The sequence below is a fragment of the Anaerococcus ihuae genome (assembly GCF_928368155.1).
GTDB lineage: Bacteria > Bacillota > Clostridia > Tissierellales > Peptoniphilaceae > Anaerococcus > Anaerococcus ihuae.
In genome coordinates this window covers 402,608-427,670 of record NZ_CAKMRU010000001.1, presented here as the reverse complement: position 1 = coordinate 427,670, position 25,063 = coordinate 402,608, and the positions used below count along the sequence as shown (strand labels likewise).

At 28.5% G+C, this 25,063-nt stretch carries 21 protein-coding genes and 2 pseudogenes; 3 read left to right on the top strand and 20 right to left on the bottom strand.

From position 1 onward, the window contains the following. Positions 1 to 10: 10 nt before the first annotated feature. Genes L6653_RS01985 through L6653_RS01970 form a run of 4 tightly spaced genes read right to left on the bottom strand, consistent with a single transcriptional unit; the run spans position 11 to position 3,338 of the window. A complete protein-coding gene (locus L6653_RS01985) occupies positions 11 to 1,459 on the bottom strand; it encodes an ABC transporter ATP-binding protein (protein WP_023060232.1) in 1,449 nt (482 codons plus the stop codon). Further along, positions 1,456 to 2,136, bottom strand: coding sequence for an energy-coupling factor transporter transmembrane component T family protein (locus L6653_RS01980; RefSeq protein ID WP_101749677.1), 681 nt, complete (start codon positions 2,134 to 2,136; stop codon positions 1,456 to 1,458). Before L6653_RS01980 ends, L6653_RS01985 begins: the two co-directional genes overlap by 4 nt. Next, complete coding sequence (locus L6653_RS01975; protein ID WP_002838928.1) at positions 2,136 to 2,714, bottom strand: MptD family putative ECF transporter S component; 579 nt, start codon at positions 2,712 to 2,714, stop codon at positions 2,136 to 2,138. The genes L6653_RS01980 and L6653_RS01975 overlap by 1 nt, the downstream gene beginning before the upstream one ends. Before the next feature lie 51 nt (positions 2,715 to 2,765). After that, entirely contained in the window at positions 2,766 to 3,338 is a 573-nt protein-coding gene (locus L6653_RS01970; RefSeq protein WP_236785277.1) for a TetR/AcrR family transcriptional regulator, read from the bottom strand. Between the two features lie 292 nt (positions 3,339 to 3,630). Between L6653_RS01970 and L6653_RS01965 the strand changes: the two genes are divergently transcribed. Both L6653_RS01965 and L6653_RS01960 read left to right on the top strand, forming a co-directional pair. Next, on the top strand, positions 3,631 to 3,987 hold the full coding sequence (locus tag L6653_RS01965; protein ID WP_110058796.1) for a plasmid mobilization protein: 357 nt from the start codon (positions 3,631 to 3,633) through the stop codon (positions 3,985 to 3,987). Between the two features lies 1 nt (position 3,988). Beyond that, positions 3,989 to 4,141: pseudogene (locus L6653_RS01960) on the top strand (relaxase); the annotation flags it as partial. A 357-nt stretch (positions 4,142 to 4,498) separates the two neighbouring features. On the opposite strand, the gene L6653_RS01955 reads toward L6653_RS01960, so the two are convergent. The 13 genes and pseudogenes from L6653_RS01955 to murB all read right to left on the bottom strand — a co-directional run bounded on the left by L6653_RS01955 (position 4,499) and on the right by murB (position 21,085). Next, a complete protein-coding gene (locus L6653_RS01955; RefSeq protein WP_004838629.1) occupies positions 4,499 to 6,193 on the bottom strand; it encodes a hypothetical protein in 1,695 nt (564 codons plus the stop codon). Continuing rightward, positions 6,193 to 7,227: a DUF4297 domain-containing protein gene (locus L6653_RS01950; protein WP_236785276.1), complete on the bottom strand. Its 1,035-nt coding sequence runs from the start codon at positions 7,225 to 7,227 to the stop codon at positions 6,193 to 6,195. Before L6653_RS01950 ends, L6653_RS01955 begins: the two co-directional genes overlap by 1 nt. A 416-nt stretch (positions 7,228 to 7,643) precedes the next feature. Further along, positions 7,644 to 8,109, bottom strand: a pseudogene (locus L6653_RS01945) (nucleotidyl transferase AbiEii/AbiGii toxin family protein); the annotation flags it as partial. Positions 8,110 to 8,174: 65 nt separating this feature from the next. Continuing rightward, a complete protein-coding gene (locus L6653_RS01940) occupies positions 8,175 to 9,023 on the bottom strand; it encodes an AraC family transcriptional regulator (protein ID WP_236785275.1) in 849 nt (282 codons plus the stop codon). Between the two features lie 146 nt (positions 9,024 to 9,169). Continuing rightward, positions 9,170 to 9,757 (bottom strand): type IV toxin-antitoxin system AbiEi family antitoxin domain-containing protein, encoded by a 588-nt coding sequence (locus L6653_RS01935; protein WP_023054946.1) that lies wholly within the window; start codon positions 9,755 to 9,757, stop codon positions 9,170 to 9,172. A 475-nt stretch (positions 9,758 to 10,232) separates the two neighbouring features. Beyond that, entirely contained in the window at positions 10,233 to 11,480 is a 1,248-nt protein-coding gene (gene rlmD, locus L6653_RS01930; protein WP_236785274.1) for a 23S rRNA (uracil(1939)-C(5))-methyltransferase RlmD, read from the bottom strand. After that, complete coding sequence (gene pyk / locus L6653_RS01925; protein ID WP_236785273.1) at positions 11,480 to 13,252, bottom strand: pyruvate kinase; 1,773 nt, start codon at positions 13,250 to 13,252, stop codon at positions 11,480 to 11,482. The genes rlmD and pyk overlap by 1 nt, the downstream gene beginning before the upstream one ends. Positions 13,253 to 13,270: 18 nt before the next feature. Continuing rightward, positions 13,271 to 14,230 (bottom strand): 6-phosphofructokinase, encoded by a 960-nt coding sequence (gene pfkA, locus L6653_RS01920; protein ID WP_058990556.1) that lies wholly within the window; start codon positions 14,228 to 14,230, stop codon positions 13,271 to 13,273. Between the two features lie 10 nt (positions 14,231 to 14,240). Continuing rightward, positions 14,241 to 17,690: a DNA polymerase III subunit alpha gene (locus tag L6653_RS01915; RefSeq protein WP_236785272.1), complete on the bottom strand. Its 3,450-nt coding sequence runs from the start codon at positions 17,688 to 17,690 to the stop codon at positions 14,241 to 14,243. Continuing rightward, entirely contained in the window at positions 17,687 to 18,607 is a 921-nt protein-coding gene (gene whiA / locus L6653_RS01910; protein ID WP_236785271.1) for a DNA-binding protein WhiA, read from the bottom strand. The genes L6653_RS01915 and whiA overlap by 4 nt, the downstream gene beginning before the upstream one ends. Positions 18,608 to 18,618: 11 nt before the next feature. Next, positions 18,619 to 19,341 (bottom strand): tyrosine-protein phosphatase, encoded by a 723-nt coding sequence (locus tag L6653_RS01905; protein ID WP_236785270.1) that lies wholly within the window; start codon positions 19,339 to 19,341, stop codon positions 18,619 to 18,621. After that, on the bottom strand, positions 19,329 to 20,183 hold the full coding sequence (gene rapZ, locus L6653_RS01900) for an RNase adapter RapZ (protein ID WP_236785269.1): 855 nt from the start codon (positions 20,181 to 20,183) through the stop codon (positions 19,329 to 19,331). The genes L6653_RS01905 and rapZ overlap by 13 nt, the downstream gene beginning before the upstream one ends. Continuing rightward, positions 20,183 to 21,085 carry a UDP-N-acetylmuramate dehydrogenase gene (gene murB, locus L6653_RS01895; protein WP_236785268.1) on the bottom strand — a complete coding sequence of 301 codons (903 nt, stop codon included), beginning with the start codon at positions 21,083 to 21,085 and terminating at the stop codon, positions 20,183 to 20,185. The genes rapZ and murB overlap by 1 nt, the downstream gene beginning before the upstream one ends. Before the next feature lie 166 nt (positions 21,086 to 21,251). Here murB and rpmB point away from each other — a divergent pair, with 166 nt between their 5' ends. Further along, entirely contained in the window at positions 21,252 to 21,440 is a 189-nt protein-coding gene (rpmB, locus tag L6653_RS01890; protein WP_004838566.1) for a 50S ribosomal protein L28, read from the top strand. A 94-nt stretch (positions 21,441 to 21,534) separates the two neighbouring features. On the opposite strand, the gene rpe is transcribed toward rpmB, so the two are convergent. Genes rpe through pknB form a run of 3 tightly spaced genes read right to left on the bottom strand, consistent with a single transcriptional unit; the run spans position 21,535 to position 25,060 of the window. Further along, positions 21,535 to 22,197 carry a ribulose-phosphate 3-epimerase gene (rpe, locus tag L6653_RS01885; RefSeq protein ID WP_236785267.1) on the bottom strand — a complete coding sequence of 221 codons (663 nt, stop codon included), beginning with the start codon at positions 22,195 to 22,197 and terminating at the stop codon, positions 21,535 to 21,537. Continuing rightward, positions 22,191 to 23,054, bottom strand: coding sequence for a ribosome small subunit-dependent GTPase A (rsgA, locus tag L6653_RS01880; protein ID WP_236785266.1), 864 nt, complete (start codon positions 23,052 to 23,054; stop codon positions 22,191 to 22,193). The genes rpe and rsgA overlap by 7 nt, the downstream gene beginning before the upstream one ends. Further along, positions 23,051 to 25,060, bottom strand: a complete 2,010-nt coding sequence (pknB, locus tag L6653_RS01875) for a Stk1 family PASTA domain-containing Ser/Thr kinase (protein ID WP_236785265.1) — start codon at positions 25,058 to 25,060, stop codon at positions 23,051 to 23,053. The genes rsgA and pknB overlap by 4 nt, the downstream gene beginning before the upstream one ends. Positions 25,061 to 25,063 lie beyond the last annotated feature (3 nt).

The window sequence follows — 25,063 nt, the reverse complement described above, 5'->3', positions numbered from 1 at the left end:
AATCAACTCCTTACACAATCAGTCCATCTTTAATAAATTTCAAAATTTCTTTTTCATGTCCCTGAACATATACTTTCTTATATCCATCTTCTTCAAGCATTAACACAGAATTACAAACTTTAAAAATAAGTTCTATATCATGAGTTATTATGGCAAAAGGATATATTTTTGAATATCTTTTTATTATTTCAGAAATATCATTCATTCTCTTGTAATCTAAACCTGACGTAGGTTCATCAAGAATTATTAGTTTTCTACCACTTAAACAAGCAGTTAATAGTGCAAGTCTTTGTTTTTGTCCACCAGATAGATTTTGTGGATGGTCATACCTATTTTCCCAAAGGTCAATATGTTTTAATTCGTTTCTAAGTCTATTTAAATATCCAACGTCATTAATTCTATCTTTTTGTAAAAGCTCATTTTCCACCGTATCAAAAAATATTTGGTATTCTACATCTTGCATCATATAATAAGAGTTTCTTAATCTTTCTTTTTTATTTCTCCCAAAGCTTGTCTTGCCTTTAAAGTTTAATAAACCAGCTAAAGATCTTGCAAGAGTCGTTTTACCTACTCCATTTTTACCTATAATCGCCATTATCTCATTTTCATATAAGCTTATATTTAAATTTTTTATTAATTCTTTTTTACCAATAGAAATACCAGCTCCTCTTATATCCTCAACTACATTTTTGCAATTATCAATATTTTCAGATAGCAAAAAATTATAGTTAATTGTTCTTAAAGAGTAATTTTTACAATCCTTTTCTGTTAATTCACCTTTTTTAAAAACTTTTTCGATTTTACCATCTTTCATATACAAAAAACGATCATATAAATCATTTAAATAGAACAATCTATGCTCAGATATTATTATCGTTTTTCCTAATGATTTTAATTTTTCAAGAATATTCTTAAGTTCGACTATTCCCCTATAGTCTAAATTTGATGATGGTTCATCAAAGAAAATTATTTTAGTATCATAAACAAGAGTAGATGAGATAGCAACTTTTTGCTTTTGTCCACCTGATAAAGAATTGATATTTCTATATTTTAAATTTTCAATTCCCATCACACTCAAAGAGTCATCAACTCTTTTCTTTAATTCTGAAAGCTCCATTCCTAAATTTTCTCCAACAAAGGCAAGCTCATCCTCAACAATATTTGCGAAAAACTGATCTGTTGGATTTTGAAAAACATTTCCTATATACTTTGCCAATTCTCCATTGTTATATTGCGAAATATTTTTTCCTAAAATAGATACTTGTCCATATAATTGTCCTTGATAATGATTCGGAATTAAGCCATTTAATATTCTTGTTAGCGTAGTTTTTCCACAACCAGATAAACCACTTATAACAACAAGTTCCCCTTCTTTAATATTTAGCTCTATATCTTTTAAAATTACCTTATCATTTCCGTCATAAGAGAATTTTTTAATATCTGCTTCTATTACATTCATATTGACCTCCACAATAAGAAAATAGCTAAAAGTAAGAATACGATATCAAAAAATTTAAAAGTTATTTTATGATAATTAGTCCTTTCCCCTCTATATTCTGCTCCTTTAGATATAATAGATGAAGTCAAAGTTTCACTCACTTGCAAACATTTATAGATAAGAGGGATGAAGTAAAGTTCAAAAGACCTAACAGGATGGAGGGGACTTAATCTTAGCCCCCTTACCTTCATGCCATTCTTTATTTCTTTAATCCTTAACCCCATCTCTGATATAAACTTCATTCCTATCACTATGCTTAGAGCAAACACATTTGGAATGTGTAAAAACTTAAGTGAACTCATCATTTTAAGCGGTGATGTATTCACAAGAATACCGCCAATAATAAATATCGGAAAGAGTTTTAATACGATTTCTACAAGACCTAAAATTGCATTTCCACCTATTCCTAAGTCTGTAATAGTTAATGTTTTGCCAACAATTAACAAGATAAGAACTGTTGCTAGTTGTTTAATAAATTGTTTTAAGGAAAAAGTTAAAGTTAGAAACATTGATATTCCTACCATAATATAGTAGCCAATATCATCTGTTATAAATAATATAATCGAAAACGCTAAAATTAAAACAAATAAGATTATAGGATTTACAAGACAGTTGTCATCTCTCCTTATTTTTTCCATTACAATATTCCTGATTTTTTACTCTTTTTAAAAAACTTATTATTTATATATAATCCAAATCTTCCTGCTATTAATACCAAGACAATATTAATGCCTATTGAGATTAGCATTGCCTTTGGTGTAAAAAAGGCATCCATAAAGGCAGCCTGTTCTTTAGTAAATACGCTAAAAACTTCAACAATTTTTTCTGGTCCAAGTAGTCTTACAAATGTCATTGCATGCATTGAAATAACAAACATTCCAGCAGATACTGCTAAGGCAACTCTATTATCATTTTTATAGTTACCTATAATTAATTCTGCTACAATAGCTGCGATGGCATTTACTATAAGCATTGGCCAATATCCACTTAATGCATAAAATACACCCAGCAACATGAAAAATATAAAAGCTATTCCTCTTTTTTGTAATTTTTTAGCCATAATTATAAATGGCGGAGCTACTACAAAGGAAGAAAATCCTGCAGCTATATATAAGGATAAAGTTCCTAACATTCCTGTGGCTGTTGATACAGCCATGTTTAATATAAACGCCACTACTGTAAAAATTGTAACTTGTACGATATCTTTTAATTTCATATAAACCTCCAATTTAAGATATATTTTTTCTTTCTGAGTAAACCCTAAGATTTACTTAGCATTATTATCTAAGATAATTCCTATCATTTTTTTTAATGCAAATTTATTCTTCACAAAATTTTCTCTTGCATTTAGAACTTCACAACCTAGAATAAATGTGTTAATCAAATCAGTTATTAATTCGATAGCTTCACTTAATTCACCTCTTACATCTTCATCAAATAACATTAGAATACTATCAGATGATGATTTTTTTAGTTTCTTATATAAGTCTTTTAACTTATCGTCATGATTTAATTCCTGCAAAAACATTGCATAAATTGAAACATAGTCACTCTGATATAGCATTTTTTCTAAAATAATCTCAGATAAAACTTCGCTAAAATCCTGACTTGTATTATTCATCTCATCATAGATTATCTTCTCTCTGTATTTATTTCCTTCTAACATAATGTCGTATAAAATTTCATAGGTAGAACCATAATGATGATACAACCCACCTCTAGAAAGCCCAGTAGCTTCCATAATGTCATTCATAACTGTATTTCTAAATCCCTTATCCAAAAAGACTTTCATAGCTGCTTGTATAATCTGCTTTTTTCTTTCTTCAGCTTCCATTTTCATTTCATAAATAACCTCCAAACCGACACTATTGTCGGTATTATTATATCAACACTGATAATCATTGTCAATAGCTTCGCTTATACTTCTTTATTAATTTCTTTAAATGCGGTATAATCAATAAAATTGAATAAACGCTTAACGCTTATAACTTTAATAGCAAGCACAGTAAGTGAGTACCCACTTACGAAAAATTGATGAAGCAGAACCTTTATGGACTGCTTCTTTTTTTATCAATTTTACCTTGTTAGGGAGAGCCCTAAGACCCCAATATTTTATGATAAGGAGATATACTATGGATAATAGAAAAAGAAATAATCAACTAAAAATATATTTAACAGATGAAGAAAAGGAAGTTTTTGAAAAGAAAATGAGACTTGCAAACTGCAAAACTATGTCCCACTTTCTTAGAAAATGCGTATTAGAAAAAGAGATCTACGTTGTAGATTTAGAACCATTTAGAAACCTACAATGGTTACTTTCAAATGCAACAAATAATATAAATCAGATTGCAAAAGCTACTAATACAACTGGTGTTATTTACAAATATGAAATTGAATCTATGAATAATCAGATAGAAAAATTATCAAGGGAAATATGGCAGATCCATTCCCTACTTCTTAATAAATCAAAAGAAAGTTCTGGTGATTAGTATGGCAATTACAAAAATACATCCTATAAAATCAACTCTAAATTTGGCAATAGATTATATAACCAAGAGTGAAAAAACTGATGAAAAAGTCTTGGTTTCTTCATTTAAATGTCATCCATCTACTGCCCATATTCAGTTTATGAAAACACGAAAGATCATATTCTATAGCATTTTTTGAAACAAAAACCTGCTAACAAAAGTCAAGCTTAAGCTGAAATTAATTTCAGCTTATTTTTTTGTGCAAATACTATATAATCTTTGCATATCCAGCTTCCATGCTATTATCAAAATTATACTTTAAGGATGTTTTCTTGGTGCTTGAAGCTAAAGCTAATTTCCTCCACATGAATTCTTTCGTTCGCTCAATTCACTAAAGTAAGCAATAAAAAAAGAATACCCTTTTGCAAGAGTATTCTTAATAAAAATACAATATCGTTAAACTTTATAAAATAAGAAAAAAATTATTTATTCATGTAGACTAGGATGTAGATATATAGGTGATTTTATCTTACTATTTAATCAATTGGGCACTTAAAGCATTTTCTAAAACATATTTATATTTTGAGAAAGTTTCAGAATCAAGCAACTGATATTTGTCATTCTTTAGCTCTATAATATTTATTTCGCTTTCAAATTCAAAATTCCTTCTTTCAAACCCAATTGATGAAAAAATCAATTGGGTATAATTTGATGAATTATCTAATATATATTCAATTAAGGATTGTGCCTTATCATAATCCATCTCCGCATTCTTAGGGCTATCTAATACCATAGGTAAATTCAAGCATTTATTATTAAAAATTTTTTTAATATCATTAAGTATAAAATACCATATAACTGTTGAAATTGGTTTATTACTTCCACTTGCACAAAAAACTCGATTAATTGCTTTATATTGTGCTTCCTCTAACTCATTCAATCCAAACTTTAAGACTTCCCTATCAATCATATCATAATATTTTTTATTGATATCCGATTTAATTTTAGATACTTCCTTCAAGTCTTCCTCAATATTTTCTAGTTTCTCTTTAAGTTCTCCTTGCAAATTAAACTCATTAAATAACTCTAAATTTAAACTATTATATAGTTCATTTAGCCCCATATAGCTGCTATAATTTTTTATTTCTGTCTTAGCTATACCAATGTTTTTCTTGTATGATTCCAACTTATCTAAAAACTCTTTATAACTACCCTCTATTTGTAAAATTGATTTTGAAATCTTTTCTATATCCTCATATATGCTGTCCTTTATATATAACGAATCCTCAATTGAATTGTATCTTTTACTTCTAAGATCAGTTGTATCTTTCAAAACTGAATGGCATTCAGGACATATATCTGTATTTAAAATATACTTTATTTCTTTTTCCTTTTTATTCTTAAACCTTTCAATTTGGTTCAATGCAATTTCAAGCTCATACTTTTCATTTCGTAAATTTGTAAGCTCATACCTAAATTTATTAATAGAATTCAGAATATAATCATATTCCTTTGTTCTAATAGAAAGCTCCCTTTCAAGCTCTTTTAAATTTTCAGGCACAACAATATTACCTAATAGTTTAGATACTTTTTCTTTCATTCTACTAGTTTCTCTGTATGCGTCTTCTGAATCATTTATACGTTCCAATAAATTTTGTTTACTTTCAACATGTTCAAAATAATTCTTATCATATATTCCAAATTGTGCATATATTACATCAGGTTTAAAATTTTGATATTGTCCTAATCTCTTAAAGGAACTAAAGTATGTTCCATCATAATAATCTTGGTCAATAAAATTCATTACATATGTATATGCTGGTGGAGCAATCTCCAGCTTCTCAGTCCTTCTATTCGGTAAAAATATTTCAAAATCCCAAATATTGCTTAAAAAATATGATAACTCAATTATAGTTGATGTTTGAAATAATATCTTAAAAACATCATTAAATACTTTGAATAACTTTTTATGGCGATATATAAAATATATATTATCGTTAACCGAAAACTCTAAAATATATACTTTATCTTCATTTTTCCATTTTTTATCGAAGTGGGCATCAGCACCCAAAGTATGATATAAACTACGTAACAAGACTGACTTCCCTCTATCTGTTCCATCAATGTTACTAGAAGTAACAATATTTAAACCTTTTTCAAAACATGTAACAAAAGCCTCTTTAGTTAAAATATCAAAAATATATATTTTATTGAAAATAACATCCATTAAATATCACCTCCCTCTGTGTATAAATAAAATACCATTAAATAAAATACTTTTTTCATGTATTTTGTGTATTCTATAGGGAATTCACTATCAAATACATTATTTAAAATATTAAAAAGGTCATTTTCGTTTTTTATCTTATCTATATTCCCTTCAATATACTCAAAAATTGATATCTTTAATACATTCAACTCATGGCTTTGATCAATTTCCAGTAAATTAGTTAAAGCTTGATTATATAATCTTCTTTCTGATGGGAATAAAGTTTTAATATAATCTTTAACCTGCTCAATGCCTGTTATAGATTTTTTCCTATGAGATTCAAGCATTTTATTAAACTCATTTTTAGAAATTCCTTTTAATTCTAGTACATCATTATAATTAGTGATTGCCATCTCATAAGAAGCTTTTTTCTGAGCTGTATCAGATACTAATCGAAATAAAGCATTAGGATTATTAGGTTCTTCATTTTTTATTTCTTGGAAAGCTTCAATTAACTTTCCAAGCAAAGCATAATGAGGATTTGTTAAGTCCATACTTTCACATACATAAAAAACATTATCAAGAATGACTTCTGATAACTTTAGTTCTTCTTGCAATTTATCTTCAATAAAATCTATTACTGTTTTGTCCAACTCACCTAAACAAACTTCTTGCCTTAAATCTTCTTTACTATCAATTTTCAAATGCTTATTACAAACTACAGCCAGCTTTATATTATGATTTGGGTTGTAAAGAGCATACAATGTTCCCAAAATAGATCTACTATTTCCTTTTCTCTTAGTTAGTGTTTTAGAACTATGATTACCTCTATTTATTGTTTTCACCTGGTAAAAATCAAGACCATTATCACGATGCAATTCAATATCACATTTGAAATCAAACACAATTGTATAGTCATCGTACAGCTTATATGCATCAATTAATTTACCAACTCCCCACAACAATTCAACTCTAAATCTATTTTTCGTTCTACTACCTGCTAAATCTAATGGTAAATTCATATAATAGTTCGAATATTCCAATATAATCACCTCACTTTTATGTCGTCATGCATTTATAATGTAACCTTTATAATATTTAATTAGTTTTTTCAAAAATCACTCTATAATCTTCTGTATGCCTTCTAATTCAAAAATATCAAAAACAGAACATCTGTAATTAAATTTTGTCTGTCTTAATTTATAAAATGTAATTTTCCTAATTTTGCTTTTCCATAAATTCACTATTTATCATACCTAATTCTTTTATTTTTGTAATAACATTTTATAATTAAATGATATCACTACATCCTACTTAAATCTTTTATTTATTCTATTATACCATTAAATATACGTCAAAAAAAAACGTTCTCCTTGATGTAAAATTTATGCTTAAAAAAATAAAATCATTTCACTTCTCTAATACTTAATATTTTTTATCTATGATATGCCAGACAGTGTCTGTTAAATTACATCTCATTAATCCTATTTGATAAAGTTGTTACCACATCAACAACCTTATCAAAGCTCAGATCTCCAATATACTTATTTTCACTCAGATATACTTCCCACAAGGATCTTAGGTATGAATCTTCTTTTATGTCCTCGATTATTTCCTCATAGTCTTTCATTATCTCCTGACTTCCTCTTTTTTTGAGGTTCTCTCTATTGCTTCTTTTAAAATTTCATAATCTATCTCATCTTTTTTCAGCTTGTAGAGAGTGTATAGGTCATAAAAGTCTCTCATTCGTGTTGTTGTTATATTTCTTCTGACTTATGGTTTCGTATTTTTCAGCTAAAATTGTTTCTAATAGGTATAACATTATTTTTATATTTTCTTTGCTAAAGATACAGGGATAGGTATATTCTATTTCCCTTGGTATTGTTACTTCTCCCGTTGTTAGGTCAAGTTTCATAGGAATTTTTACTCATTCCTATTTTTACTAATAGCAATCAAAAAAGCACCTACCATTTGATAGATGCCGTTAAACAAATTTAAATTACTCTTTTGCTATAGGAACCCATAATTCCATTTGATAATCTTCTGAATTAGGGTCTCCATCTCCATATACTTCAAAATCAGGACTTTCATCATGTCTATATCCTTCTTTAGGGAAGAAATATGAAATAATATACTTCCATCCTTCGTGAATGCACTTTGGTATAGGACCTTCTAAGCTTACAATAGCATACTCTTTTTCAGGAATGCTGAGTATGTCTAACCCTAACTCCTCAGCTTTTACTTCATCCGTTAAATCAAAACCAGCTAAGTATATAAATGAATCTTCTTCATCCATTATATAGTCATATCCTACGCCAAAGATTTGACCATTACCAAACTCTTCAAATTTTTCTCTTGGTACTTTTTCAACCAGTCTATCCCAAACTTTTGGGAAATTTGAACTTTTAGTTACATCTGATTTAATACCAGCTACTTTAAACGCTTTCTTTTTCTCAATCTTAATATCCATTTGATTTCCTCCTTGAACTGAAATTGAAAAGTAGATTCTTGGGAAATATTGATACTTTTCTCCTTTTTTTACTTGACCTGGAGTTAGCTTATGAAAACTTTTAAAAGCTAAAGCAAAAGAATCCTGAGAATTATAGCCATATTTTATTGCAATATCTATAATTCTTTTATCTGAATTTTTTAAATCAATTGCAGCATTTGTCATCTTTCTTAATCTTATATATTCAGATAATGAATATCCTGATATGATTGAAAATATTCTTGAAAACATTGGAAATGAATATCCTGTTATCCGTGTTATTTCTTTTTCATCAAGTTCATCAGTTAAGTTATCTTCAATATAGTCTATTGCTAAGTTAAAAGATTTCATTATATCCATATTTCTACCACCTTTCATTTAAATTGTACAAGGATTTATTAAATTATACCCGATAATGCTAATACAAATATTATAGCATCACATGTTTATACTATTTTTCTTCTCTGCCAGACTTCTTATCTTGCCCTTTATACTCTCGATATTAATCACGATAATACCTCCATGTATTTTCTAATTTCATTTTCTATTTTAAATAATCTACTGTATTTTATGAGTCGTCTTAGATTTTTATTTTGTGATTTAAAGTATCTTTTTATGGCTTCTGTAAAAATTTGCTTATCTATTTTTTCTCTGTCTATTATGATATCGCAAATTGTTCGATCTATATCGTAAACTGGAATAAGGTTGCCTTGTGGTGATTTTATTTCTGTCTTTCCTAGTTCGTATAAGTCTTTTTTTACATAGTGAACTTGTAGATCCTCATATCTTTTTTTGATATGGCTTGCATTATAGCCTTGGGGCACAGATATATGAAATACATTTGGAGTTCTATCTGATAGGTCGTGGAGATAGAGGGCTGTTTGATGTGAAAATATAATTCGATTACTATTTGATGATATTAAAACAAAATCGTCTATTACTTTTCCTTTTAATTGATATAGACCTGGTCTTAATCTTTCTAATTGTCCGATTTTTGTTAATTCTGATAGATTATGCCTAGTATATCCAAGTTCTTCTGCTTCTTTGTTGGTGATTACTAAATTTTCTTGGATATATTCTTTAAGTGTATTCATAGTCCGCCTCCTCTCGTTTACGCTTTTATTATATGTTATAAAAGCGAATATGTAAAGTCGGCTTGTGAATGTTTCATATTTTGAAAAGGATGTAACGAATCCTTACTCCCTTTCTAAAATTATTCTTTCTTAACTCAATATTACTAATATTATTATAGTTACTCTCCGATATTCGGAGTTCTTGAATTCCGATTTTCGGAAATCTGGACTTCTGCTTTTCGGAAATTAGATTTTATATTATTCGTAATATTTAAAATTTATATGTACCAACTTTTTAGAAAAAAAGAGCAGCCTTTTAAGCTACTCTTGTAGAAAGTACAAAATGAGTTAAATATATTTTTTGTGTTTCCTCATACTAGTCTCAAAACTACTCTTACGTCCATGTAGTTTTTTTGAGTCTTTTTTACATATCCTTCTTCATCTTTATCGAAGACAAAATGCTTATAAAACTGTTTAAAATGCAGGATTTCTAAATTTACATCTTTTGTATCAACGCTATAACTTCCGCGTGCATAGTCTCAGAAAACATATCGCAAGCTTTTATTTTATCTAATTTATAACCCTTATTTTGAAATCTATTTATATCTCTTGCGAGTGTTTGTGGGTTGCAGGATATGTAGACTATATTTTTTATTTTTGTTTTTGCTATGGTTTTTATTATTTCTTTATCAAGACCAGCTCTTGGTGGATCTAGAACTATGGCGTCTATTTTTTCTTTTTTTATAAATTTATGGTCTATGTAGTTTGCGTTTTTGGCTATAAATTTATAATCTTTTAGGCCATTTTCTTTTGCATTTCCTTTTGCATCTTTTATGGCATTTTTATTTATTTCTATTCCTACAACATTGTCACCATTTATAGCAATGGAGCTTGTTGCTGATCCACAAAATAAATCCAATACTTTTTGATTTTCTCCTAGGAAATCTTTGGCTGTTTTGTATAATTTTTCTGTCATATTATCGTTTACTTGGTAAAAATCGTTCATGGTGATTTTAAATTTTTTTCCTAAAAGATTGTATATGAGGTAATTTTTGCCTGAAATGTTTGTTTTTTCTTTTTTATTTATTAGATTAATATTAAAATATGAATTTTTGTATTGATTTTTTATGTAAGGGATTATTTTTTCGTCTTTTATTTTTATATTTAAAAGAATTTCTTTATCGTTTGCTCTTATTGTTATTTCTTCAAGACTATTTGGATATTTTTTTGAAATTTCTTTTGTTATATTTTCAATTTTCCCTAAATTTTCTCTAATTAAATCTTTTGCCAAAAGACAATCTTTTATTTCTACGAGGTCATTGGAATATTTTTTGTTATAGGCAAGTTTTCCTTCTTTTGTTATTTGTAGTCTTATTTTGTTTCTATATGAAAATTCTTTGCTTTCAATAATTTCTAATTCTTCTATATTTATTTTTGCTGATTTAAGCAGAGCATTTTTTATTAAATTTTTCTTTAATTCTATTTGACTTTTATAATTTATATCCATAATAGAACAACCACCACATTCATAAAAATATGGACATGGTGGTTTTCTGTAGTAGGGAGATTTCTTTAAAGTTTTTATTTTTTCTGCTTCAAAGAAATTCTTTTTTTCTTTATTTACTTTTATATTACAAATTTCTCCGTAGACTGCTTTTTCTACAAAAGCAGTTTTACTTTCTGTTCTTGCAACTCCCCTACCGTCTTGTAGGATATCAATTATTTTGATATCTTTTATTTCCATTATAATACCTTTGCTTCTCCCTTGTAGATTATTCCTCCAAGTGGATCAATTGTTATTATATCTCCATCTTCCAATAGGTTTGTAATATTTTTTACACCTAGTATTGCTGGTATTCCAAAATGAATTGCTACAACTGCTGTATGACTTGTTAGTCCTCCGTTTTCTGCAATCACTCCTGAAGATCTTTCCATAAATTCGTTAATATCCTTGTCGGTATATTTTGAAACTATTATATCTCCATCTTCAAATTTTCCTTCAAGTTCTTCTTTTGTTGATCCTACAACTACTTTTCCTGAAACGGATTTGTTACCAACTCCGGTTCCGTTTGCAATTATATCTCCAATTACATGAACTTTTATTAAGTTTGATGTACCTGAAACTCCTAGTGGAATTCCTGCAGTTAAAACTGTAAGGTCTCCTTCTTGAACGTAATTTTCTTTTAATGATCCAACTATAGCTCTTTCGATTAATTCATCTGTTTCATGAGCTTTTTCTACTATTATTGGATAAACTCCCCAAGATACTGATAATCTTCTTGCAACTTTTTCATCAATTGTACAAGCAATTATATTTGTTCTTGGTCTAAATTTTGAAACTGCTTTTGCTGTATTTCCTGAAGCTGTACATGTTATTATTGCTTTTGCTTTTAATTGGCTTGCAATTGTACATGTTGATTTTGAAATAGCATTTGTTGTTGTAATTTCTCTATCAATTTCTGTTTTATAAATATTTTCTTCAAAGTCGTCAGAAAGCTCTGTTGTTATACAAATATCTCTCATAGTTTTTACGGCTTCTATTGGATATTTTCCTGCTGCTGTTTCTCCTGAAAGCATTACACAGTCTGTTCCATCTATAATTGCATTTGCAACGTCAGTTGTTTCTGCCCTTGTAGGTCTTGGATTTCTTTGCATTGAATCAAGCATTTGTGTAGCAGTAATTACTGGTTTTGCAGCCTTATTACATTTTCTTATTACTTCTTTTTGTACAAGAGGAATAAGCTCAGTTCTAATTTCAACTCCCAAATCTCCTCTGGCAACCATAATTCCATCACTTGCTTCAATTATTTCATCAAGATTATCTACACCTTCTTGAGATTCAATTTTTGATAAAATCAAAATATCTTCTCCACCGTGATCTTCAAGAACTTTTCTTATATCATATATATCTTCTTTTTTTCTAATAAATGATGCAGCAATCATATCGATGCCATTTTCTATACCAAATTTTATATCATCAACATCTTTTGGAGTGATTGCTGGAAGATTTGTAACTCTTCCAGGGAGGTTTACTCCCTTATGGTCTGAGATTACACCATTGTTTTGTACTCTACAAACAATATCTGTTCCATCTTTTATTTCTACAACTTCAAGTTGAATTAAACCATCATCAACAGAAATAATTGATCCTTTTTCTACATCATTTGGTAAACCTGGATAAGAAACAGAAACTATATCTTTATTTCCAACAACATCTCTTGTAGTTATTGTAAAAATATCATCTGGTTTTAAGAAATATTCTTTTTCTTCAAATGTACCAATTCTTATTTCTGGTCCTTTTGTATCAAGCATTAGTCCCAAAGGAACATTTAATTTTCTTCTTAATCTTTTGATTGTTTTGATTTTTTCAAGATGTTCTTCATGAGATCCATGAGAGAAATTTAATCTTGCAACATTCATTCCATTTTTTATTAATTGTTCCAAAACTTCTGGTGATTCAGAAGCTGGTCCTATTGTACATATGATTTTAGTTTTCTTTAAAATATCTGGTTTCATAACTTATCCTTACCTTTCTTATTTAGACAATTTATTAGCTAGTTCATAAAGACTTTCATTAAAATCGCCTTTTGTTGAAACTGCTTCGTCAATACTAACTTGAGTAATTTTTCCGTCTACATAACCCAAGGCTATATTTGTTTTTTCTTCATTTAATAATTCTGTAGCTTTGGCTCCCATAATTGATCCTAGTAATCTATCAACTGCAGATGGTGATCCACCTCTTTGAACGTGGCCTAAGACTGTAACTTTTGTTTCAACTCCACTTCTTTCTTCAACTTCTTTTGCAACTGTATATGGATTTCCAACACCTTCAGCCAAAACTATAAGGTGGTGTAACTTTCCTCTTTTTCTTCCATGATTTACTTTTTCTACAATTTCATCAATTGAAAACTTATGTTCTGGTACTATGATTGATTCTGCTCCACCAGCAATTCCTGAATATAAAGCCAAATCTCCACAGTTACGGCCCATAACCTCAATTACAACAGCTCTTCCGTGAGATGATGAAGTATCTCTTAATTTTCCAATTGCATCTGTAACTGTTTCAATTGCAGTAAAAAATCCAATTGTAAAATCAGTATAGCCCATATCATTATCTATTGTTCCTGGAATTCCTATAGTTTTAATTCCCAAATCACTAAGAGCCTTTGCCCCCTTGTATGATCCATCTCCACCAATAACTATAAGGCCTTCAATTCCATAATCTTTAAGAATTTGAGCTCCTCTTTTTTGACCTTCTGCATTTTTAAATTCAGTAGATCTTGCAGTACCAAGAATTGTACCACCCTTGTGGATAATATCAGCAACAGATGAAACATTCATTTCATAAATATCACCTTTCATCAAGCCATCATATCCATTCCTTATTCCTTTTACTCTCATTCCGCTATTTAGGGCTGTTCTTACTGCAGCTCTAATCGCCGAATTCATTCCAGGTGCATCTCCACCACTAGTAAGTATACCTATTGTTTTCATTGCCACTCCTTTAATTTAATTTAACATTATCTTTTCCAAGCTTCAACTTTAGATAATTTATTATATCTGAATTTTGGTCAATCCACAAGCTTTTATCAAGTTTGACTGTCTTTTTTTTGTCAGAAAAATAAATCACCACTGGTGTGCTACCATGATTTTCTAATAAATCTTTTCGTATTTCATTATACCTTATATAATCCATTTTTATATATAAATTTTTAAAAGAATTTTCATCAATTTCTTTTATATTTGATACAATCAATTTCAATTCGTCGTCACTAGACTGTAGATTTCCACTAACCATAACAAGTGTATCATTTTCCAAAATATTTCTAAAATCCTTGTAAATATTTGGAAAAATTATCATTTCTATTGATCCTGACATATCTTCCAATGAACAAAAAGCCATTAGAGTATTTTTTTTGGTCATAGTTTCAGATTTATTTGTAATAACTCCCGCCATTATAACTTTTTTATTATCATACCTATCAAAATCAATTGGTCTTAACTCGCTTAAAATTTCTGTAGAAAAATTTACATGATTTTTCAAATTACTTCCTAGAGAATTAAGAGGATGATCAGAAATATAAAAACCCAAAACTTCTTTTTCAAGTTTTAATTTCTGCTTATTTTTGTATTCATTTACTGGAGGAAATTTTATATCATCTAAACTATCTTCGTCTTTTTGTTCAAAATCAAGCAAATTCATTTGACCCTTAAGATTTACTTTTTCGTTGTCGTGGATTGCCTGTAGGGCTGTTTCATGAACTGCAATAAGCTCTGATCTTTTGTAGCCCATAGAGTCAAAAACTCCAGCTTTTATTAGTGATTCTAAAGCTTTTTTATTTAAAGCTGTTGGGTTATTTTCTTCAATTCTTTGGAGAAAATCTTTGAAAGTTTTAAATTCTTTTTCTTTTCTTAAATTTACTATCAAATCAATTAAGTTATCTCCAACATTTTTTATAGCAGAAAGTCCAAAAATAATTTTATTTTTTTCTGCTAAAAATCTTCTTTCAGATTTATTTATATCTGGTGGGAGAATTTCTATTCCTAGTCTTTTCGCCTCCGAAATATAAAGGTAAACTTTTGAAGAATCTCCCATAATTGATGTCAAAAGATTTGCCATATATTCTTCTTTAAAATAATATTTTAAAAATCCAGTTTGGATTGCAACCAGAGAATAGGCTGCTGAGTGGGATTTATTAAAAGCGTATTTTGCAAAAGAAATCATTTCATCATAGATTTTGTTGGCATTTTTTTCTGAAATCCCATTATTTACACAGCCCAAGACTTCATAATTTCCCTTTTCATCCTTTTTACCTTGAACAAATATTTCCCTGTTTTCTTCCATTACACTCATTTTCTTTTTGCTCATAGCTCGTCTTAAATTATCAGCTTCTCCAAGGGAAAATCCTGCTAATTGTTGGACTATTTGCATAACCTGCTCTTGATAGACTATTATCCCATATGTTACTTCAAGAATTGGTTTTAAGGCCTCATCAATGTATGTAATATTTTCCGGATTTGTTTTATTTTTTATATAATTTGGAATTTGATCCATTGGTCCTGGTCTAAAAAGTGAGTTTGCTGCAACCAAATCATCGAATCTTGTAGGTTTTAAGTTTTTAAGAAAATTTCTCATACCCGCAGATTCAAATTGAAAAATCCCAACTGTTTCAGCCTTGGTAAATTGACTTATTACTTTTGGATCATTTTCATCAATTTCTTCCAAATTTATTTCAATATTCTTATTATTTTTTACATCTCTTATGGTATCTTGGATTACTGTAAGGTTTCTAAGACCCAAAAAATCCATTTTCAAAAGACCCAACTCTTCAATTTCTATCATATTAAATTGGGTTACTATTTGGTCATTTGAAAGAGCAAGAGGTACAATGTCGGTTAAAATTTCCTTACTTATAACAACTCCTGCTGCATGGATTGATGTATGTCTTGGCATATTTTCTATATTTCTTGCCGTATCAATCATTCTTTTTGTTTCTACATCATTTTGGTATTCGTAGGCTAATTTTTCTGTTGATTCTAGTGCCTTATCAATTGTCATTCCAATTGCTTGAGGGATTAGTTTGGCGATTTTATCTACTTTTTTAAAAGAAATATCCATAACTCTTCCCACATCTCTTATGGCATTTCTCGCTTTCATCCTACCAAAAGTTACAATTTGTGAAACATGATCTTTGCCGTACAAATCATAAACATACTCAACAACCTTATCCCTGTTTTCATAGCAAAAATCTATATCAATATCTGGCATTGAGACTCTTTCTGGGTTTAAAAATCTTTCAAAAAGTAAATTATATTTTATTGGATCAATTTGTGTAATATCTAGAGCATAAGAAATTATAGATCCTGCAGCAGAGCCTCTTCCCGGTCCTACTGCAATGTCGTGATCTTTTGCATATCTTACAAAATCCCAAACAATTAAAAAATAATCAACATAGCCCATATTATTTATTACAGAGATTTCTTTTTCAGCTCTTTTTTTAATTTTTTCATCAAGATTTTTATATTTTTTTATAAGACCTTCATTAACTAATTGTTTTAAATATTCTAAATTAGTCATGTTTTTTGGAACTTTTGTAAAATATGGTAGGTGTGGCTTATGAAATTCTAATTTCACATTACACATATCTGCAATTTTTTTGGTATTTTCGTAAGCTCTTGGAAATTCTTTAAAAATTTCTTCCATAGTTTGAGGATCTTTAAGGTAAAACTCATCCCCTGGCATTTTCATCCTATTTTCATCTTCAAGCAAAGAACCAGTTTGGATACATGATAAAACATCTTGGTAAAAGGCATCATTTTTTTCTACATAATGAACATCATTTGTGCAAACAAGCTCTATATCCAAATCCTTGTGAATTTGTAATAAGGCTTGATTTACTTTTTTTTGCTCTTTTAGTCCGTGATTTTGAACTTCTAAATAAAAATTTTCTTTGCCAAAAACATCTAAATATTTTTTGGCTGCTTCATAAGCTTTTTCATTTTCATTTTCCAAAATTCTTTGGCTAATTTCTCCATTTAAGCAGGCTGAAAGAGCAATTATATCATCCTTATATTTTTTTAATGTTTCAAAATCTATTCTTGGCTTATAATAATATCCTTCTATGTAGGCCTTCGAAACAATTTTCACAAGGTTTTTGTAACCATTATTATTTTTTGCCAAAAGAATTAAATGGTAATACCTTTTATTTTGGGGAGTTTTTATTTTATGGTCATTTTCTGCAAGATAAATTTCACAACCTATAATTGGTTTTATTCCATTTTTAACACATTTATTATAAAATTCTATAACCCCATACATATTCCCATGATCTGTAATGGCACAAGAATTCATGCCCAATTCTTTTAATTTCCCCATTAATTTATCGATTTTCGTAAATCCATCCAAAAGGGAATATTCTGTATGCAGGTGAAGGTGGGTAAAATTACTTGTCATTCTTCCTCACTTTCTGCAAGTTTTATAAGTTTTTGAAGTCTATAATTTACCTTTGCTTTTGAAAGAGCTGGTACTATCATTTTCCCCAATTCTTCTAGGGAAATATATGGATAGGCGAGCCTAATTTCTGCAATTTTTTGTAAGTCTTCTGGTAAGTTATCAAGTATATTTTTCTCTTTTAATTTATTTATTGCATCAACTTGCCTCAAAGAAGCCTTAACTGTCCTATCTATATTCGCCTTGTCAAAATTTGTTTGCCTATTTATATCATTTCTAATTGATTTCATTGCCCTTACGTTTTCAAGGTCAAAAAGAGACTTGGTCGCTCCAATAATTGCCAAAAAATCTGAAATTTTATCCGAATCTTTTATATAAACACAATATAAGTCATTTCTTAAATTTAATTTTGGATTTATGGAAAAATCTTCCATAATTTTCCCAATCAAAAGAGCTTCTTCTTTTTCTTGAAGATTTATTTCAAGATTATAACCCCTATATGGGTCATTTATAGAACCTTTTAGCAAAAAGGCTAACTTTAAAATAATCTTTTTTTGCTCTCTACTTTTTAAATTCTCATAAAATTTATCCGTTTCATAAAGATTAAAATTATCTGCAAGTTTTAAAATTTTATCTGAAACTCCGGCATCTTCAACCAAAACTACAAAAGACCTATCTTTTGAAAATTTTCTCTTATTTTGAATTTCCATGGCTGGAGAATATTTATATTTTTCCCTAATAATCTTATAAATATACCTAGCCTCTATATTTTCGCTTGCCTTAAATAAAATTTGGTAGGAATTTTTTACTATCCTAATAGAGCCTTGAAAATATAGGTAGGCTAATAATTCCATATCTAGCTCTTTATAATCAGGCTCTTTTTTTAATATTTCTTTTTTACATCTTTTTGAAAAAGACATCAAATCACTCTCTATTCAATCATTTTTTCTTTTAATTTCTCAATTGTTTTCTCATCGACTCCAGCACATTGCAAATATTGTTCAAAAGTTTTATATTTTTTTTCTATATATTCCATAGCTTCTTTAATATTGTAAGGACTGGTTATCCTAAAAATTGCTTCAGATTCATTTTGATCATACCTATCAACATAACCCAGATTTGCCGATGAAATTTCATAATCAGCCATAATATCTGTCCTAAAAGATCCTGCAAGACCAAGTAAAATCATAGAAATTATCCCAGTCCTATCCTTTCCTTCTTGGCAATGGAAAAGAACTGTACCTTTAGCATCAGCCATAGTTTCAAAAACTTTTTTAATAGCAGGGAAATTATCAATTATAGAAATGTAAGACTTGCCAATAGTATCTTTTTTCTCAATCAATCTTTGAATTTCTTCATATCTCAAAGGTCTTGGGGAAAGAGAAATTTGATAATATGAAAATCTATCTCTTAAAATTTTAATTTTTTCCCTATGATAAATAAGTTCATCATCTCGCCTCAAGTCAATTATTGTGGATACATTTAAATCATCCAATAATTTCAGATCATTTTCAGTAGAATCATCAAGGTTTGCACTTCTTATAAAAAAATCCCAAGAAGTGATTTTACCATCAAGAGTTGGATATCCTCCCAAGTTCCTAGCATTTTTAATATTTTCAAAGGGTAAAATTTTTAAATATTTTATTTTTTCCATTTTTCCCTGTCCCTGTGCTTTCTTACTACTATATAGTCACTTTCCTTTAATCTTTCATAAATTTTTTCGCACATATAAACTGACCTGTGTTGGCCCCCAGTACAACCAAAACCAATTGATATAGAATTTTTGCCTTCTTTAATAAAATAAGGAATTAGTTTTAAAAGATTATGGTAAATTAAATTTTGAAAATCTCTAGCTATTTCAAAATTATCAAGGTATTCTTGAAGTTTTGGATCTGTTCCATTTAAGTGTTTTAATTCTTTTATATAAAAAGGATTAGGCAAAAATCTCAAATCAAAAACTACATCAACATCAAGACTTAGACCATTTTTATAACCAAAAGAAAACAAATTTATAATGAAATTTTCCTTATTTTCTGAAATATTTAAGAGAACTTTTTTCAAATCCTTGTTATTATAAGAGCTTGTGTCAATTATAACATCTGCCATTTCCTTGATTTTTTTTAATTCTCTTTTTTCTTTAATAAGACCATCTTTTACATCTCCAAAAGATCCCAAGGGATGAGGACGTCTTAATTCATTATATCTTTTTATTATTGTCTCATCTTGACTTGTTAAGTAAATTATTTTTGTATCTTGGTTAATTTTTTTGAGATTTTCTAGATTTTTAACCAAGTTTTTATCAACTTCCATAGACCTAAAATCCACAACACAAGCAAGCTTTTCAATCGGTTTATCTTGGTCCTTATTTAATTTTATAAAACTTTCTAAAAGTGTTGAAGGAACATTATCCATAGCATAATAATCAAGATCTTCAAATATTCTTAAAGCTGTAGTTTTACCAGATCCACTAAGGCCTGTTATTATCTTTACCTTCATTATTTTTCTCCTATTATCTTAACTTCCCTTTCAAGTTTAAAACCAGTTTTTTCAAAAACTATGCTTGCTACTTCTTCAATAAAATTAATCATTTCCTCATAGCTTGCATTGCCATTATTAATTAAAAATCCACAATGTTTTTCACTAACTTGGCAATCGCCTCTCCTATATCCCCTAAGACCACACTCATCAATTAATTTTGATGCGAAAGAACCAACAGGTCTTTTAAAAGTAGACCCAGCAGATTTTTTTTCAAGTGGTTGCTTACTTACTCTTCTATTAGTAAAATCATCAAATCTTTCATAAATTTTTTCTTGATCATCTTTTTTCAAATCAAAAATAGCCTCAGATACAATCAGATCCTCATCAAAAACCCTAGAATGCCTATAAGAAAAATCCATATCCTTATTATCATATTCAATAATCTCACCGTCTTTTGAAATTAGCCTAACACTTTTAATAATATCTTTCATCTCAGTTCCATAAGCTCCAGCATTCATAGCTACAGCTCCACCAACGCTTCCAGGAATTCCAGAAACTTCTTCCATTCCTGTTAAAGAGTTTTTAAAGGAAAATTTACTAGCAGATGACAATAAGGATCCTGCACTAACCTTAATTAAATTCCCATTAATAGAAATTCTATCGTAATTTTTAGAAATTATTATAACACAACCCCTAATTCCCTTGTCTGTTACCAAAATATTTGTCCCATTTCCAAGAATTGTGCTCTCAATACCATTTTCTTTATTAAATTTCAAAAGATTTATAAGTTGATATTCTTCTTCTACCTCAATCAAAACATCAGCACATCCACCAATGCCAAAATTTGTATAATTTTTTAATTTTTCATCAAATTTAATAATTCCAAAATCTTTATTTTCATACAATGCTCTATAATTCATAAAGCCTCCTTGTCTAACTTATTTACTCAAAATCTATTTTTATTATACTCTTATTTGATTTTTTGTCTGTTTTTCTATATAATAGCTAGTAGCGATTATATTTGTAAATTTAAAATAAATTTGATATAATAACTAAGATATTTCTAAGACATTGGAGGTGTAAAGTATGGCAAGAGAATGTGATATCTGTGGAAAAGGTACAAAATTTGGTAACAAAGTTACTTTCTCACATAGAAGACTTAATAGAAACTTTAAACCAAACGTTCATAAATTAAGAGCTAAAGTTAATGGAAGCGTAAAAACAATTAACGTTTGTACTAAATGTATAAAAAGCGGTAAAGTAGAAAAAGCTTAAGAAGAATTTTATAGTGCTAATAGCACTATTTTTTCATTAAAAAAATCTCTTTTGAAATTATAAAATAATAATTTCAAAAGAGATTTTTTATTTTTTATTCATTTATTATTTTTTTATATTTTTTAACTTGGTCAAAAATTGAATTTTCTTTATTTGAAAAAATATCAGATCCACTCACAACAAGATCACAACCTGCATCAATAACTTTTTTCAAATTATAATCTTTGATTCCACCATCAACTTCAATAAGACAAGATAAATTGTTCTCGTCTATATATTTTCTAATAGTTTTAATTTTTTCAAGAGAATCTTCCATAAAAGATTGACCACCAAAACCCGGTTCAACACTCATAACAAGGCACAAATCAATTTTTTCAAGATATGGAATAATTTTATTAATGTCAGTTTTAGGTTTAAAACTAAGGCCAACTTTTAAGCCACTTTCTTTAATTTTTTCAATAGTTTCATCCAAATTTTTACAAGCTTCATAGTGAACCGTAATTATATCAGATCCACTTTCTTTAAATTCATCAATATACCTAATTGGCTCATCAATCATCAAGTGAGTATCAAAGATAAAATCATTATCTTTTCTAATTTTTTTAATTATAGGAAAACCAAAAGAAATATTTGGAACAAATTTCCCATCCATAATATCAAGATGAATATATTTTATTTTAGATTTTTTCAATTCGTCCAAATCCTTTTGTAAATTAGCAAAATTTGCTGATAAAAGTGATGGTGAAATTTCTACCATGTTTGTCTCCTTTTTTTTATTTCTTCAAATAGTTGCAAATAATTTTCATACCTTGTTTTTTCAATAATCCCCTTTGTAAGGTCATCTTTGACCTTACACTTTGGTTCATTTATATGATTACAATTATTAAATTTACATGAATTATTATCAAATTCCTTAAAGCAATATTTTAAATCTTTTTCATCATCAATAAAATCAATATCAAAACTATCAAAACCTGGTGTATCAAAAATGTTTGTACTTTTTCCAAGATTAAATATTTCTATGTGCCTAGTTGTATTTTTTCCTCTTTTAGATTTTTCTGAAATAGATCCAATTTCTATATCATGCTCAACAAGATTTGATAAAAATGTAGATTTTCCGACTCCTGATGAACCTGAAACAGCTGAAGTTTTACCTTCAAGAATTTTTAATATTTCACTTTCTGGAAAATCCTTATAATTATCAATAAAAATCAACTTATAGCCGATTTTTTCATACATTTTTATAAATTCTAAATCTTTTTGACTGGCTAAGTCTTTTTTTGAAACAATTATCACGACATCAATATTAATGTGTTCACACATAGCTAGGTATTTATCAATATTAAAAAGATTTAAGCTAGGATTTTTTATAGTTATAAAATATAAAATCTGATCAATGTTTGCTATATTTGGTCTTTTAATTTCATTTTTTCTATCTAAAATTTTTGTAATATAACCTTTAGAATTTTCTGTTTCATCAAATTCTACATTATCCCCTACTAGGGGTTTTATATTTTTTTTTCTAAAAACTCCCCTAGCCTTGCACATAAAAGTATGATTTTCACTTAATACATAATATATTTCTTTTTGTGATTTTATTATTTTGCCTATCATCTATTTACTTCAAATACTCCTTGTGACTTATCATCTATTAAAATATTTACCCTTGTTCCAACTACAGATTTAAAATCTAGATTTAAATTTCCACTTGCATCCAATTCATCTTTTGTGTGATTTTCATTATATAAAAGATCTGTTTTTTGGTTATTATCGTCTAATTTATAAACTTTTACATTAAATGAATTCTTATCACTTGGTCCTTTTACAGAAAATTTAACATTGACTTGTTTAGGTCTATTTTCTTTGCCATCATCTTCACTATCCTCTTTATTTGGATCTTTACCATTCGAAACAACAAAATCAATACTTGTTTGTTCGGCTACTTGCGTTCCTTTAGGAATAGATTGACTTATAACAATTCCTTTTTCATAATCATCTGAATATTCATAATCAATTTTATTTACAACTAAATTATTTTCTCTTGCAGTGCTTATTGCATCTTCTTCGTAACGTCCTACAAAATTAGGTATAGTTACATTTTTAGTTTCTGGTTCTTCTTTGCCCAAACTTACAGTTACATCAACTTCGCTTCCAGCTTGAACTTTTTCTTTTTCTCTAGGATCTTGATCAATAATTTTATCTTTTGCTACGCTGTCGCTGTATTCAGTATTAGTTTTTCCTAAAGCTAAATCTAGTTCTTTTAATTTTTCTTCTGCTTGCTCTAAAGTCATTCCTGAAAGATCTGGAACTTTGACTTCTCTTCCTTGACTTATTACTAAATTAACTGTTGAATTTTTTTTGACTTTTGTCTTTGGACTTGGATCTTGCTCCATTACCTTGCCATCTTCATAGTTATTGCTTTGGGCGTAGCGAGAAACATTTGCTTTTAAATGTTTTTCTTCTAATATTTTTACAGCTTCATCTTCTGATAAATTCAAAACAGTAGGAACTTGAACCATGTTTGAATCGTTGGATTTGAAAAAGTAAAACGATCCAGCAAGTACTGCTATAAATAATAAAGCGAAAGGCCAAATTTTTCTTTTTTTCTTTTTTTTCTTTGTATTTTTATCTGAATCATCAGTCGGTGTAACATAAACCGCTTCTTGTTCAACTGGTTTTTCTTTTTTTGGATTTTTCTTTTTTTCTTCAACTACAGGTATAAAAGTTGTTTCTTCTATTTCATCATCAACTTTTTGAATTTTAGCTGTGTCATCTTTATTAAAATATCCAATATTATAGGAATCATCTTCCAAAGCCCTAATTAATTCATTAGCATTTTTAAATCTTTCTTGGGGATCTTTTTGAAGAAGTTTCATTATAATATCATTTAGTCTTGGTGATAAATTTTCATTTAATTTAATAGGACTTTCTGGCTCATCTTGAATATGCATTACTGCAATTCCTACAGAATTATCTGCATCAAACGGAACTTTGCCTGTAGCCATTTCATACATTACAACTCCAAGAGAATATAAATCTGATTTTTCATCAACAAATTTTCCCTTGGCTTGTTCTGGTGAAATATAATGAACAGTTCCCAAAATTGATGAAGTATAAGTTATAGTAGCATTAGTAGAAACTCTTGCTATACCAAAATCTGTAACTTTTAAAAGTCCATACTTATCCATCAAAATATTTTGAGGCTTAATATCCCTGTGAATAATATTTGATGAATGAGCTTGATTTAAAGCTTGGGCGATTTGAATTGAATAATCAACTATATCGTGGTTTGATAAAATTTTTTCCCTATCAATTTTATCTTTTAAAGTTTCACCATCGACATATTCCATTACAATGTAATGAATTTTTTTGCCTTCAATTAAATCTTCGCCTATATCATAAACACTTACTATATTTACATGAGTAAGTCTTGCAGCAGACATAGCCTCATTTGAAAATTTCTTTACAAATTCATCATCTTCTGCATATTGATCTTTTAAAATTTTTATAGCAACATCTCTTTGAAGTAATCTATCGGTGGCCTTATAAACTTTGGCCATTCCTCCTACTCCAATTAGATCTTTTAATTTATATCTATTACCTAAAATAATATTGTCCATATT